The 12,722-nt window shown below is 67.8% G+C and carries 10 protein-coding genes and 9 pseudogenes; 8 read left to right on the top strand and 11 right to left on the bottom strand.

Features of this window, described 5'->3' with window-relative positions; translation table 11 throughout:
• Positions 1-127: 127 nt before the first annotated feature.
• From ACTWQJ_RS32520 to ACTWQJ_RS32505, 4 genes and pseudogenes are all read right to left on the bottom strand, one after another.
• Positions 128-1,221: pseudogene (locus ACTWQJ_RS32520) on the bottom strand (IS630 family transposase).
• A gap of 55 nt (positions 1,222-1,276) precedes the next feature.
• On the bottom strand, positions 1,277-1,765 hold the full coding sequence (locus ACTWQJ_RS32515; RefSeq protein ID WP_443310090.1) for an FGGY family carbohydrate kinase: 489 nt from the start codon (positions 1,763-1,765) through the stop codon (positions 1,277-1,279).
• A gap of 70 nt (positions 1,766-1,835) precedes the next feature.
• Positions 1,836-2,051 (bottom strand): annotated as a pseudogene (locus ACTWQJ_RS32510) (FGGY family carbohydrate kinase); the annotation flags it as partial.
• 64 nt (positions 2,052-2,115) lie between these two features.
• Positions 2,116-2,568 (bottom strand): SDR family NAD(P)-dependent oxidoreductase, encoded by a 453-nt coding sequence (locus ACTWQJ_RS32505; protein WP_443310089.1) that lies wholly within the window; start codon positions 2,566-2,568, stop codon positions 2,116-2,118.
• 128 nt (positions 2,569-2,696) lie between these two features.
• Between ACTWQJ_RS32505 and ACTWQJ_RS32500 the strand changes: the two genes are divergently transcribed.
• Positions 2,697-2,903 (top strand): hypothetical protein, encoded by a 207-nt coding sequence (locus ACTWQJ_RS32500; protein ID WP_443310088.1) that lies wholly within the window; start codon positions 2,697-2,699, stop codon positions 2,901-2,903.
• Positions 2,904-2,955: 52 nt separating this feature from the next.
• On the opposite strand, the gene ACTWQJ_RS32495 is transcribed toward ACTWQJ_RS32500, so the two are convergent.
• From ACTWQJ_RS32495 to ACTWQJ_RS32480, 4 genes and pseudogenes are all read right to left on the bottom strand, one after another.
• Complete coding sequence (locus tag ACTWQJ_RS32495) at positions 2,956-3,378, bottom strand: MarR family winged helix-turn-helix transcriptional regulator (RefSeq protein WP_443310087.1); 423 nt, start codon at positions 3,376-3,378, stop codon at positions 2,956-2,958.
• Positions 3,379-3,584: 206 nt separating this feature from the next.
• A complete protein-coding gene (locus ACTWQJ_RS32490; protein ID WP_443310091.1) occupies positions 3,585-4,403 on the bottom strand; it encodes an acyl-CoA dehydrogenase family protein in 819 nt (272 codons plus the stop codon).
• A 15-nt stretch (positions 4,404-4,418) separates the two neighbouring features.
• Positions 4,419-4,649 (bottom strand): annotated as a pseudogene (locus ACTWQJ_RS32485) (acyl-CoA dehydrogenase family protein); the annotation flags it as partial.
• Between the two features lie 15 nt (positions 4,650-4,664).
• Positions 4,665-4,811 carry a hypothetical protein gene (locus tag ACTWQJ_RS32480; protein WP_443310086.1) on the bottom strand — a complete coding sequence of 49 codons (147 nt, stop codon included), beginning with the start codon at positions 4,809-4,811 and terminating at the stop codon, positions 4,665-4,667.
• Positions 4,812-4,874: 63 nt separating this feature from the next.
• On the opposite strand from ACTWQJ_RS32480, the gene ACTWQJ_RS32475 reads away from it, so the two are divergent.
• Positions 4,875-5,702, top strand: coding sequence for an SDR family oxidoreductase (locus tag ACTWQJ_RS32475; RefSeq protein ID WP_443310085.1), 828 nt, complete (start codon positions 4,875-4,877; stop codon positions 5,700-5,702).
• A gap of 30 nt (positions 5,703-5,732) precedes the next feature.
• Here the strand turns inward: ACTWQJ_RS32475 and ACTWQJ_RS32470 are convergent, their stop codons facing one another.
• Positions 5,733-5,861: a hypothetical protein gene (locus ACTWQJ_RS32470; RefSeq protein WP_443310084.1), complete on the bottom strand. Its 129-nt coding sequence runs from the start codon at positions 5,859-5,861 to the stop codon at positions 5,733-5,735.
• A 13-nt stretch (positions 5,862-5,874) separates the two neighbouring features.
• Between ACTWQJ_RS32470 and ACTWQJ_RS32465 the strand changes: the two are divergent.
• Positions 5,875-6,285, top strand: a pseudogene (locus ACTWQJ_RS32465) (GNAT family N-acetyltransferase); the annotation flags it as partial.
• Between the two features lie 144 nt (positions 6,286-6,429).
• Positions 6,430-6,720, top strand: a pseudogene (locus ACTWQJ_RS32460) (transposase); the annotation flags it as partial.
• A 113-nt stretch (positions 6,721-6,833) separates the two neighbouring features.
• Here the strand turns inward: ACTWQJ_RS32460 and ACTWQJ_RS32455 are convergent.
• Complete coding sequence (locus tag ACTWQJ_RS32455) at positions 6,834-7,880, bottom strand: hypothetical protein (RefSeq protein ID WP_443310083.1); 1,047 nt, start codon at positions 7,878-7,880, stop codon at positions 6,834-6,836.
• 76 nt (positions 7,881-7,956) lie between these two features.
• Positions 7,957-8,803 (bottom strand): annotated as a pseudogene (locus tag ACTWQJ_RS32450) (IS5 family transposase).
• 41 nt (positions 8,804-8,844) lie between these two features.
• On the opposite strand from ACTWQJ_RS32450, the pseudogene ACTWQJ_RS32445 reads away from it, so the two are divergent.
• The 4 genes and pseudogenes from ACTWQJ_RS32445 to ACTWQJ_RS32430 form a co-directional block, all read left to right on the top strand.
• A pseudogene (locus ACTWQJ_RS32445) lies at positions 8,845-9,554 on the top strand (transposase); the annotation flags it as partial.
• A 144-nt stretch (positions 9,555-9,698) separates the two neighbouring features.
• Positions 9,699-10,256 (top strand): annotated as a pseudogene (locus tag ACTWQJ_RS32440) (DnaB-like helicase C-terminal domain-containing protein); the annotation flags it as partial.
• Between the two features lie 645 nt (positions 10,257-10,901).
• Positions 10,902-11,282, top strand: a complete 381-nt coding sequence (locus tag ACTWQJ_RS32435; protein ID WP_443310082.1) for an antibiotic biosynthesis monooxygenase family protein — start codon at positions 10,902-10,904, stop codon at positions 11,280-11,282.
• Between the two features lie 169 nt (positions 11,283-11,451).
• Positions 11,452-12,583 (top strand): annotated as a pseudogene (locus tag ACTWQJ_RS32430) (IS630 family transposase).
• Positions 12,584-12,722: the final 139 nt, after the last annotated feature.

The following is a 12,722-nucleotide window of genomic DNA, read 5'->3' as shown; positions in this document are numbered from 1 at the left end:
ATGCTGCAACGCTGGTGGAAAGCCTGGTCCAGCACGCCCCCACCAGCAGCATTACAGGACTTGATCGACGCAGTCAGCCACGGCCAACGACTCAACCCCTACCTGAACCCGCCCTAACAAACCACCGCTACTGACCTCTTCGGATTGTTGTCGGGTGGCGGGTCAGGATGAGTCCGGTGCCGGCAAGGCAGCCGTCGATGAGGTCGGGATGTTGTTGGATGTGTCGCAGGCCTCGGCGGAGGGTGCGTTCGAGGTGGTCGTCGTCGGTGAAGGCGGTGTTCGCGAGCGGACCGCGCCGTAACAGTGACCAGATGCCCTCCACGGATTCAAGTCCGGTGCATAGGAGGGCAGTTGCACGATGGTGAGCCAGTCGTGCTTGGCGGCGTACTCGCGCATCCCGGCGGCACGGTGGGTGTTGAGATTGTCCCAGATCAGGACGATGGGGGCTTTGAGCTGGAGGTGAGCGCGCACGACCAGGTCGCGGTAGTCGCTCCAAGAGAAGCTGTTGCGTCCGGTGCCCCGGTGCTTGCGGTGCTGGCGGGGCCGGTAGATCAGCCGGGAAGCCTCGCCGGGCCGGTAGCAGCACATCGCGGCGATCGACCAGCGGCGCCAGGACCGGCCGCGCACCTGCACCACCGGCGTGCAGCCACGCCGGCCCCAGGTGCGGGCCCGCGGCGGTGTCATCGAGAACCCCGCCTCGTCCTCGAAGACGATGAACGCTCCCAGCGCCGCCGCAGTCATTCCACCTGCGGCCACACATCCTTCTTCCACAGCTCGACCGCGTGCTCGTCACGCTCGACAGCCCGGCGGGCGGGACACTGCCAGGACCAGCCGTGCCGGTGCAGCAGCCGCCACACCGCCGCCATCGAGCAGTCGACCTGGAACTTCCACGCGATCAGCGCTCCGGTTCCGGGCCAGGGTCCACCGCTGGTCCTCCCAGCCGTGCTCAGCGGGACCGAGCGCCAGCTCCTTCTCCAACTCGGCGAACTGGCCCTCCGACAGCTTGGGCAGTTTCGGCGGCCCGGTGGAGGCGAGGGCGTCCATCCCGCCCTCCCGCCAGGCCCGCCGCCGGCGTTCCACCGACCGCTCACTGATCCGGAGATCCTTCGCGATCACCGCGGTCTTCTCACCGCGGGCGAACCGCTCACCCGCCTCGTACCGGATCCGCTCGCGCAACCGCCGCCGCTCCGCGGTCAGTCCGCCACCCTGCGCGTACCGCATACCACCGGCCTACCGCAGGGATCAGCACACGTCACCCGACAACACTCCGAAGAGATCAGTAACTGCCGACGGCCGTCGCGCCGGAGCCCAGTTGTGCCGCGCAGCCGTCGGTCATCCCGGCGACGACGGCGGTGCCTTCGCTGAGCCCGGTCTCGGCAGCGGCCGCGGCGCAGACCTGGCCGATGACCGTGCCGGGCAGCACCAGGTCGGGCAGCATCACGCGGGGGATCTCCAACGCGGCGAGAACGGGCTCGGGCCATGTCACCTGTGCGGCGTCGGCGCCGGTCTTGAGCGCGTTGCTGGTGTCGGTGGGTACCTCGTGCCCGACGAGCCTGCTGTTGATGACATCGTTCTGATGCGCCAGTCGCCAGCCGTTCTCAGCGGCGTGGGGATAGTGGTTGAGCAGCCATCGGAGCTTCGGCAGAGCCCAGGATCGCTGCATCCGCTGGTAGCCGGCCTTGGCCCCCTGCTGCTCCCCGGCGGCGTTGACCTGTTCTGCCTCCGCCGCGGCGCGCCCGTCGTCGTACATGAGTGCTGGTGTCACAGAGGCCACGGCGGTCCAGCATGGTGATGGTGTCGGAGGTCGCGTCGACGGCCACCCCCTGGACCCGACGCAGGTCGGCACCCGCGGCGCGTGCCCGGTCGATCGCCGTGAGGATCGCGCGCCACCACTGCTCGGGGTGCTGCTCATGGCGATCGTCCTCCCGGCGGCTGGTCAGCGGGCACGAGCCCTCGCCCAGCAGACTGCTGTCGGACGCGGCGACGACCACGCGTACGCCCTGAGTCCCCAGGTCGATGCCCAGCCAGGCATCGCTTCCGCCGGCGGTCATGCGCCGACTCCACCGGTCGGGGTCGGACGTGTCTGTCCGCGGTCGCGTGTCCACAGCGGCTGGTTCAGCTCCCGCAGCTGCAGGAAGTGAAGGAGATCGCGGACGCCACCACCAGCACATGGCCCCGGCTGCGCTCCAGGTGGGGCGTCGCGTACTTGACGGTGCGGAACACGCCGTTCAGGTTGACGTCCATGACCCGCTCGAACGACGCCTCGTCCGTCTGCCGCACCGTCCCGTACGCCGCAACGCCGGCATTGGCGACGACGAGGTCGATGCCGCCCATGACCTCCGCGGCCTCGTCGATCGCCGACCGTAGGGCGGTGCCGTCGCGCACATCGGCCTCACGCCAGGAAGCGGCGGGGCACAGATCGTCGGCGATGCCACGCAGGCGATCGGGTTCCAGACCGATCAAGGTCACACGAGCGCCGCGGGCGGCGGCCAGGCGGACCATTTTCTCGCCGATGCCGCGTGCTGCTCCGGTGACAACCAGCCTTCTGCCCAGCAAGTCACGTTTCATGGCGGGTACATAACTTCGTTATTGACGGAATGCAACGTTGCGCACATCGGCCGCTCTCGCTGTACCTGCTGGGTCTCATGGCTGGACGAGCCCATGCCGGCTGTCATGAGGCGGACATCCTTTGCGCAGTGGCCCTGCTCGATCGCGCGGACCACGGATCTGCTCGGGACTGGTGGACGCCGTTGGTGCCGCCTGAGGCGTTCTACGGGATCCGGCGGTTCGACGCGTTCCAGGAGGATCTGGGGATCGCCCGCAACACACTGACGGACCGGCTGTTGTCGTCCAAGCTCGTCGTCGGGCTCGGCCTCAGCCTGGGCGCGATGGGTGCAACATGAATCGCTCCGGGATCGGTGGAGGCTCCGGCCCGGGGGAGATCTCCTGCTGTTGTTAAGCCCTTTTCGCGCCGCTCTGCTCCCGGACGGCGTCGAACATAGAGGTGAAAGCGGGACTCTCGGCGAGACTGCCCAGTAGGGCGTGAAGCGTGTGCCGTTCAGTGGTGCCCAGGTCGGCGAGGATTTCGCTGTCGAGACCGACGAGTGTGCGGTTGAGGTCGGCCAGGACCTTGCGCCCGTCGTCGGTGAGGTCGACGGCGTACCGACGTCGGTCCTGCGGATCGCGTGTCCGCTCAGCGAATCCTGCCCGCTCCAGGTCGTCAAGGCTCGTCACCATCGTCGCCGGGTCGATGCGCAGGAACGAGCCGAGCGCCAGCTGCGGCATGGCCCCGTTGTCCGCCAAGGCCTGCAGGACACTGTAGTGCCGCACGCGCAAGCCGGTACCGCTGATGCCGACCTCGGCGATCCTGAACGCCACCTGCCCGAGTTTAACCAGCAGGCAGACCGTGTGTTCGGCCACTGTCCCCGGTACCAGCGGAGCCTCGGACATCGTTTATCCCACCCATGGTTAGTCCTACGTATGGTCCGGGTCCATCGTACGAGAGAGCCTGGGGCGGCCGGACCGGGGAAGGGATCTCCCTGCACAGAGAACGAGGCTCGCGGGGCAGGGTATGTGCGGGGCCGTCAGCCGACGATGGTCCGACCGAAGATCTGCCGTGCTATGACCCACTTCTGGATCTCGTTGGTGCCCTCGTAGATCTCGCCGATCTTGCTGTCCCGGTAGATCGCCTCGACGGGACCGGGGCTGCCGTCGGCACCCAGTTCGCGCGCGAAGCCGAGGCCTCCGAAGGCCTGGACGGCGTCGCGTGCCATGTCCACGGACAGCTTGGTTGCGTAGTACTTCGCCATCGCGGCCTCGGGCTCCGGGAACGGGTTGCCTGCGTCCAGGCGCAGGGCGGCCTTGGTGCAGAGGGTGCGGGCGTTGTCGATCTCGGTGGCCCGTTCGGCGAGCAGGAACTGCCAGTGCTGGTTGGCGGCGACCGGCTTGCCGAAGACGTGCCGCGTCGACAGGTGGGCCACGGTGTGGTCGAAGGCGGCCTGTGCCATGCCGACCCCGGCTGCCGCGATGCCGATCCGGCCGTAGGTCAGAGTGGACAGCGCATGGCGCAGTCCGTGTCCCTCGGCGCCACCGAGGAGGTCGTCGTCGGACAGGTGTACATCCGTGAAGCGGATGTCCGCGGTGAGCTGGCCGCGGTTGCCCATCTTGCGGTCGGGAAGGCCGGCTTCCACGCCCGGAAGTGCCGTGTCGACGATGAACATGCTCAGCCGTGTGCCGGTCCGGGCGAGAACCACCACGAACCCGGCGACGGGTGAGTTGGAGATCCACCGCTTGTGGCCGTTCAGCACCCAGCCGGCCTCGGTGCGTATGGCCTCGGTCTGAACGGCCTGCGGAGACAGGTCGCTGGAGGCGTCCGGCTCGGTGGTGGCGAACGCTCCGACCACTGAGCCCTCCGCGACCCTTCGTAGCCATCGCTGTTGCTGCTTCTCGGTGCCCTGCCGCAGGGCGTTGCCCGCCAGGATGCAGTGCACGTCGAAGACGGCCGCGACGCTGCTGGAGTAGTAGGCCAGTTCCTCGATGGCCGCGGCGGTGGCGGTCGCCGGGTGGGTCAGACCGTCGCCGCCGACCTCGCCATGGAAGGGGATCCGGAAGACCCCGGCCGATGCGAGCGCGTCGAACACCTGCCGGGGGAAGCCGTCCGTGCGCTAGTCGCCGTTCGCGATCGCCGTGGCGTGCGGAGCCACTTCGTGCTCCGCGATCCGGCGCACGGCAGCGCGAACGGACTGTGTCTCTTCGGGGGCGAGGAGTTCGTGGTAGAGCCGGTCGCTCTGGCGTGCGGGAGAGAAAGTCATGCGTGGACGATATCATTAGCGCCACATATCATTAGACCCGCAATCAATCTTGGAGGTTCGACCATGACACGGACGCTGGCCGGCAAGACCGTCCTGATGTCGGGAGGCAGCCGCGGCATCGGCCTCGCCATCGCCCTGCGCGCGGCCCGCGACGGTGCGAACGTGGTGCTGCTCGCCAAGACAGCCGTGCCGCACCCGAAGCTCGAAGGCACGGTCCACACCGCCGTCGACGAGATTGAGCGCGCGGGCGGCAGGGGGCTGGCCGTCGTCGGTGACGTCCGCAATGAGGACGATGTGCGCACCGCCGTCAACGCGGCGGTCAACGCCTTCGGTGGCATCGACATCGTGGTGAACAACGCCAGCGCGATCGACCTGTCGTCGTCGGAGCATCTGGAGATGAAGCGGTACGACCTGATGCAGGACATCAACACGCGTGGCACGTTCCTGCTGAGCAAGGCCGCGATCCCGCACCTGCGCGAGGCGGACAACCCGCACATCCTCACGCTCTCCCCGCCGCTGAACCTCGCGCCGTACTGGGTGGGGAAGCATCTCGGTTACACGCTGTCGAAGTACGGTATGAGTCTGTGCACCATCGGACTCGCCGAGGAGTTCGCCGCCGACGGCATCGCCGCCAACTCGCTGTGGCCGCGAACCCTGATCGACACAGCCGCCGTACGCAACGTGGTCGGCGGCGCCGGACAAGCCCGTAGTCCGCGGATCATGGCTGACGCCGCGTACGCCGTCCTCACTCGTGACGCGCGGAAGTGCACCGCCAACCTGTTCATCGACGACGAGGTCCTGTCGGACGAAGGCGTCACCGACCTGTCCGTCTACAGCCCTGCCGACTATGAGGGTGATCTCGCGCTCGACATATTCGTCGATCCGGCCTGATCCCGCTAAGTTTCGAGGCGAGGGCGGGCCTCAGTGCCGCCATTCGATGGTCTGCCAGTCGGCGGACAGTTCGGGCCGCCCACCAGGCAACAACTGCCGGCTGAGCGGATCCGGAACTTTGTGAAGTGTCGGGCTGTTTTTTTGGTTCAGCTGGCGCACGGTCACCGTCCTCTCACGGGATGAGGTGGCGGAACTTCTCGGCCATGTCGTCTCTGCGGTGCAGGCCGGGGATGCGGCCCTGCGTGTCGCTTACCTCGACCGTCGGTTTGTCGGGCTGGGGTACTGGCTCCGCTACGCCCGGCCGACCCATCGGCCACACGCCGATCTGGAGAAGATCGCGGTAGATGCTGCTGCCCATGGTCGTGGTGTCGGTCGGGCGCTGACCGCCGCCTTGATCGCTGACGCTCGGGAGGCGGGTATCGAGGTCCTCACCCTGGACGCCCGTGGCGACAACACCAATGCCCTGCACCTCTACCGGTCGCTGGGCTTCACCGAATACGGCCGTCTGCCCGACTTCGTCGCCGTCGGCGAACGCCGCTACGACAAGGTCTTCTACATGCTGGACTTCCGCCAGCAAGGCTGACCACTGCCACGCACCAAGACCCGGCGGCGACCCGCTGGCGCTTCGCGATCTTTCATGCGAGATGATCACGATGTGCGTGGTGGGGATGGACTGTTCGAGGCCGGGCCGGTCGAGAAGAAGCGGTCTCGGGGCCGTCCGGCGGCGGTGGACAAGACGTTTCGGGCCTTCGACCCGCACCAGGTCCTGCTGCTGCCTCCGTCGCTGGACGACTGGCTGCCCGAGGACCACCTGGCCCGGTTCGTCGCCGACCTGGTCGACGAGGTGCTCGACCTCGGACCGGTCCTGGCGGACTACACCGAGAAGCGCGGCTACCCGCCCTACGATCCCCGGCTGATGGTGCGGCTGCTGATCTACGGCTACACCACCGGGGTGCGCTCCTCCCGGGCGATCGAGCGCAAGTGCACCGACGACGTCGCATTCCGGTTCCTGGCCGCCGGCTAGGGCCCGTCGTTTGGATCATCTGGTAGTTGGCCAAGGCTGCTGACTGGAGAGTCGATCGCGGTGCCGATTGTGGCGTACGCGTCGGCACGGAGGACTTCCGCGAGGGCTCACTGGAGTAGTTCGATGTGCGGATGTTCCGGGGATGCCGGGCAGACGTGGAGTTGGAGGTTGTTGCCGCCGGTGATGTCGATCTTGGTGAAGTTGCCGTCCGGTTCCCCCAAGGGACGCGGGGGCTGGGGCATCCGTTCCTCCTCGGCGATCCAAGTCCCGCTGCCGCCGTCCCATTCCGAGGAGGCGATGGTGAGGAGCGGGACCTGCTCGGTGCCGCACTCGGGGCAGGGGCGGTCGACGGGGTCGGTGGGGCTCCAGCGGGTCCAGCCGCCGGTCTTCCAGCCGGGGGCGTGGCAGAGGTTGTTCAGGTAGAGCTCGCCCGGGTCGTCCGCGTATGCGCTGTACAGCGCAGGGTCGATCGTCTCCCAGCGGCTCATGTCGTCCAGCTGGTCCCGAAGCTCCTTGTTCAGCTCCAAGGGATTGGGGAATTCGGTGACCTGCTCGGGTGAGAACAGGCACGGCTCCGGGAGGTAGTACGCGGACTGGATGATCGGCGGCTCGGGCGGTGCGTCGAGGACGTCGGTGACGGTGGCGGAAGAGCGCCAGAAGAGGGCTGTTCGGGGGTGGGCCATCTCGTGGTCGAAGGGGCACCACAGGACCTGGAGGAGGTCCGCGTCGGGCGGGCACGGGAAGGGGACGTCGCGAGCGTAGAGCTGGGCGACGGGGAGGAGCGGGATCGGGCCGTCGAACCACGGGCGGCCCACCTTGACCCGCTCCCAGGTCGCCAGTTCCTCGGGGGTCCACTCGGGTGCCTGAGGGTCATGGCGCAGCCGCTCGGCCGCTGCGGCGCGGTCGCGGCGCAGGAGCCGGATGTCGGCCGGGGAATGGACCACACGAGCCGCGCGGCTGTCGTGCGGCTCGTCGCAGTACGGCCACGGCTCGTCGGCGGGCCACAGGAGCGGCCCGCCGACGGAGCTGTCGTGCACGGTCGGCGAGCCGGGGCGCGGGTGCAGCCGGGTCGCCGTGCGCGCCAGCGGGGCCAGTTGAGGGAAGAGCGCGGTCACGTCGAACGGCCGCGGCGGGGTGGTACGGATGGCGTTCATAGCGGTGATGCTGCCAGCAGCGTCTGACAATGGGTGTACCGTTCCACGTCAGCTGACACCACACAGCTTCCCTGAGTCAGCAGGCAGACCAGAGGAAGATCCCAGCAATATGGAGTCCGGCCAGGTAGATGGTCGCGGTCTTCTCGTAGCGCGTGGCGATGCCGCGCCACTGTTTCAGGCGGTTGATGCACCGTTCGACGGTATTGCGCTGCTTATAGGTCTCGCGGTCGAACGTCGGTGGTCTCCCGCCCCGGCTGCCCCGCCGCAGCCGATGGCCACGTTGATCTGCTGGCACGGGGATCACCGCACGGATGCCGCGCTTGCTCAGATGGTCGCGGATCGCGCGGGAGGAATACGCCTTGTCGGCCATGACTACGTCAGGCCTGGTTCGGGGCCGTCCGCGGCGACGCGGTACACGGAGGCCGGCCATGACGTCCATGAAGGCGGGTGCGTCGCCCGCCTGGCCGCCGGTCAGGACAAACGCGAGGGGACGACAGCGGCCGTCGGCAGCAAGATGGATCTTCGTTGTAAGTCCCCCGCGCGACCGGCCTATGGCGTGGTCGTGCGGCTCGGCCGCTGGTGCCCCCTTTTGCGGGCCCCGGCGGCGTGCTGATGAGCGCGCACGATCGTGGAGTCCACCGAGACGACCCAGTCAAGCTCCTTGTCGGCGTCGGCCTGTGGGCCATCAGCGCCGTGAACACCCGCTCCCAAGTGCCATCGACGGCCCACATCCGCAGTCGGTTGTAGACGCCTCGCCAGTTCCCGTACTTCTCCGGCAGATGGACCCACTGCGTTCCCGTCCGGAACTTGAAGGCGATCGCGTCGATCACCTCACGGTGATCCCGCCAACGGCCACCCCGCTTCGGCGTCCGGTCCGGAAGCAACGGCTCGATCCGCGCCCACTGGGCGTCAGTCAGCGACATGCCCAGATCAACGCCCCACTGATCCAAACGAAACTGCCTAGGCCCCCGACTTCCGCTCGATCGCCCGGTTCCGCCGCCGCCACCTGGGCTCACTGGCCGGTCTGTTCACCCAGTCCCTGCACCTCGCCCAGAAGCTCGGCATGATCAAGATGGGCCGCGTCGCCCTGGACGGCACCAAGCTGGAGGCCAGCGCCTCCAAGCACAAGGCGATGAGCTACGGCCGCCTGGTCGACAAGGAGGAGCCGACAGAGGCCGAGATCGCCCAGCTGGAAGCGCAGGCCCAGACCCTGCTGGCCGCCGCGGAGGCCGCCGACGAAGCCGAGGACCAGGTCTTCGGCGTGGACGGCAAGGAGAGGGACCTGCCCGCCGAGCTGGACCGGCGTGAGAAGCGCCTGGCGAAGCTGCAGGCCGCCCGCGCGCAGATCGAGGCCGAGGCCGCCGATAAGGCCCGCGCCCACTCCGAGGACAAGGAACGTCGGCGTCAGGAGCGCGCCGGCACCAGTGATGAGCAGGCCGTCACCGACGCCGCCGAGGCGGCCGCCGCCAAGGCCCGGCCCAAGTCCAAGGCGCAGGCCAACTTCACCGAGAACCCGTCTTCGGACAGATCATGACCTGCCAGAACGGCCGCCAGCTCCTCCTGCGCGGCGAAGACGGCGCCCGCGGCGAGTGGCGACTACTGGCCGCCTGCCACAACCTCCGCAAGATCTTCCGCCACGCCGGAACGAGCGGCCTCGCCGCAGCGGCCGACTGACCAGCCGGCCACACCGGCCACAGCGGGCCGAAATCCCGGCCCGACCGACCCGCTCATCGGCCCTACAGGCGCCGACCGGGCGACCGCGACCGATCCCACGCCGATCACGACCTCCCGGCCAGTTACCCGTTACTGAGACAGGCTCACCACATGCGTTCGGGCACGATGACGGACGAGGACTGGACGCGGCTGGCGCGCAGGATGCCGGACGTGTCGGCGGCCCCGCTCTACATCGACGACTCGCCGAACCTGTCGATGATGGAGATCCGCGCCAAGTGCCACCGCCTCAAGCAGCGCAATGATCTGAAGCTCGTCGTCATCGACTATCTGCAGCTGATGCAGTCAGGGGGCTCGAAGCGAGCGGAGAGCCGCCAGCAGGAGGTCTCGGACATGTCCCGAAACCTCAAGCTACTGGCCAAGGAGCTGGAGATCCCGGTCATCGCGCTCTCCCAGCTGAACCGCGGTCCCGAACAGCGCACCGACAAGAAGCCGATGGTCTCGGACCTGCGCGAATCCGGCTCCATCGAGCAGGACGCCGACATGGTCATCCTGCTCCACCGCGAGGACGCCTACGACAAGGAGTCGCCCCGCGCCGGCGAGGCCGACCTGATCGTGGCAAAGCACCGTAACGGCCCCACGGCGACGATCACGGTCGCCTTCCAAGGGCACTATTCGCGGTTCGTGGACATGGCACAAACCTGATCCCGTCCGCGTCCTGCGGGATCTCAAATCCCGTGGCCGCACCTCACGGTCGATCGCCACTCGCTGGCCGATCGACCGGCCACGAATCTAAGACTGGCCGGTCAGAGTCTCGGGCGCCATCACCCTATGGGGTGATGCAGCCCCCGCGATGGCGATCCGGGCTATCCCTGAAACCGCGCGCAGCGGCCTGCGCGATCCCAGCCCTGGCCCACCCCGAAATCCTCGCGCCCGTGTCGCTCCGACGCCCAGCCGCCAAACCAGGGCGGGCCGCCCCTGGCGACCGGCACGTGCCCGGCAACCTCGCACCCGCTTGCACATCGTGCAACAGCAGCAAGAAGCACAGCGACCGGTCCGTGGGTCGATCGAGGCTTCGCAGCCTTTCCCATCGAGTGGACCGACGTGGCCGCCCTCGCCATTGAGCACAACACCGACGACTGGAGGCAGATCTCCATGGCTAATGCCGCATCAGGCAACGTTCGCCCTAGTGTTCCCGTCCCTCGCGCCGTTCTGTGAGCCGGTAGGCTCGTGGCCGTTCCGGGAGCTGGAGGAGAGCTCAGACAGCTTTGGTCAAGAACCCGATCCCTTATGTATCCCGTTCAGGAAAGGCGCTGGATCGTTGGGCGCATCCCGCCTTACGGTGGCGCCATGAGCGATCACTCGGAAGCGCCTGTCGCGCCCGTCGAGGCCTATGAACCCCCCTACTACGTGGCTGTCTTCACTACGGTGCGAACCCAGGACCAGAGCGGCTACAGCGAGACCAACGCGCGCATGGAAGACCTGGTGAAGGACGTCCCCGGGTACCTGGGGATGGACCACGCGCAGACTCCTGGCGGGCTGGGCATCACCGTCAGCTACTTCCGCGACGCCGACGCCCTCACGGAGTGGCGGACCAACGTCGAGCACCGCGCAGCGCAAAAGCGCGGGCGAGCCGAGTGGTACCAGAGCTACACGCTGCATGTGGCGAAAGTGGAACGGAGCAACGGGTTCATGCGAGCGGAGGACCCGCAGGGCCCGACAGCAGGCTGACCAACCGAAGTCACCTCAGCGACCGTCCCGCCACAAGCTCGCATCGAACGGGTCGGCGTGCCCCTCGCGAGCCCGATCCAGCGCCGCATCAGAGAACCTTCGTCCTGTTGTGACGTGACGCACCGTTCGGATCCTGGTCCGGCAAGCGCCGTCCCGCCAGGCTGTCCGGGTGGCAGAACGAGTACGCGTCCGCGAGATCGATGACGACGAGGGCAAGCGCCTGCTGCGGATCATCCGCAGGGGCACCGGCTCGGTGGTGACCTGGCGGCGGGCCCAGATGGTGCCGCTGTCCGCCCAGGGCATGCCCGTGGCGAAGATCGCCCAGGTGTCGTTCACCAGCGCGGACCGGGTCCGCGATGTGATCCACAACTTCAACGCCGACGGCTTCGACTCGCTGTATCCGAAGTACTCCGGCGGCCGGCCCAAGACGTTCACCCTGCCCGAGCGGCGCGAGATCAAGAAGATCGCCAAGTCCAAGCCGACCGAACACGACCTGCCGTTCTCGACCTGGAGCCTGACCAAGCTGGCGGACTTCCTGGTCGCCGAGGGGGTGGTCGACGACATCAGCCACGAGGGCCTGCGCATCCTGCTCCGCGAGGAAGGCGTCTCCTTTCAACGCCTGAAGACCTGGAAGACCTCCCGCGACCCCGACTACGCGGCCAAGAAGGCCCGCGTCGAACACCTCTACGCGATCGCCGACGGCGAGGTCATACCCGATGAGGGCGAGCCCGAAGTCGTCTTCTGCATGGACGAGTTCGGACCTCTCAACCTGATGCCCCACCCGGGCCGGCAGTGGGCCGAACGCGGCGGCAAGCACAAGGACACCGGCCGCGAACCACGCCGCAGGCGGCGGGCGACCTACAACCGCTACGGCGGAGTACGGCACCTGTTCGCCGCCCTGGACCTGGCCAAGGACAAGCTCTACGGCCACATCAAACCGGTCAAGAAACGCACCCAGTTCCTGGAGTTCTGCCGCTACCTGCGCAGCCTGCACCCGCCAGAGATCCGCATCGCGATCGTCTGCGACAACTTCTCCCCGCACCTGACCACGAAGAAGTGCCAGCGGGCCGGCACCTGGGCCGCGGCGAACAACGTCGAGATCGCCTACACCCCGACCAACTCCTCCTGGCTGAACCGCATCGAGGCCCAGTTCACGGCTCTGCGCTACTTCACCCTCGACAGCACTGACCACGCCGATCACAAGGAGCAGGGCAGCATGATCCGCCGCTACATCATCTGGCGCAACCGCCACGCCGACGACCGGCGCCTACGTGTCGTCGTCGAGGGCGAACGTTGCCTGATGCGGCACTAGGGCCAATGCCGTTGCGTTACGGGTCTGGTGGTCTTGGCGTGTGGATCACGACGGCGTCGGTGGCTGTCCGGGTCGGCTGGGGCCAGTGCCGGTGCTCGGCTCTCTTGAGGTGGTAGTTGGACATCTTG

This window comes from Streptomyces sp. KR55, assembly GCF_052245645.1.
GTDB lineage: Bacteria > Actinomycetota > Actinomycetes > Streptomycetales > Streptomycetaceae > Streptomyces > Streptomyces flavusporus.
The sequence above is the reverse complement of the archived record's forward strand: the minus strand, read 5'-3'. Positions and strand labels throughout refer to the sequence as shown.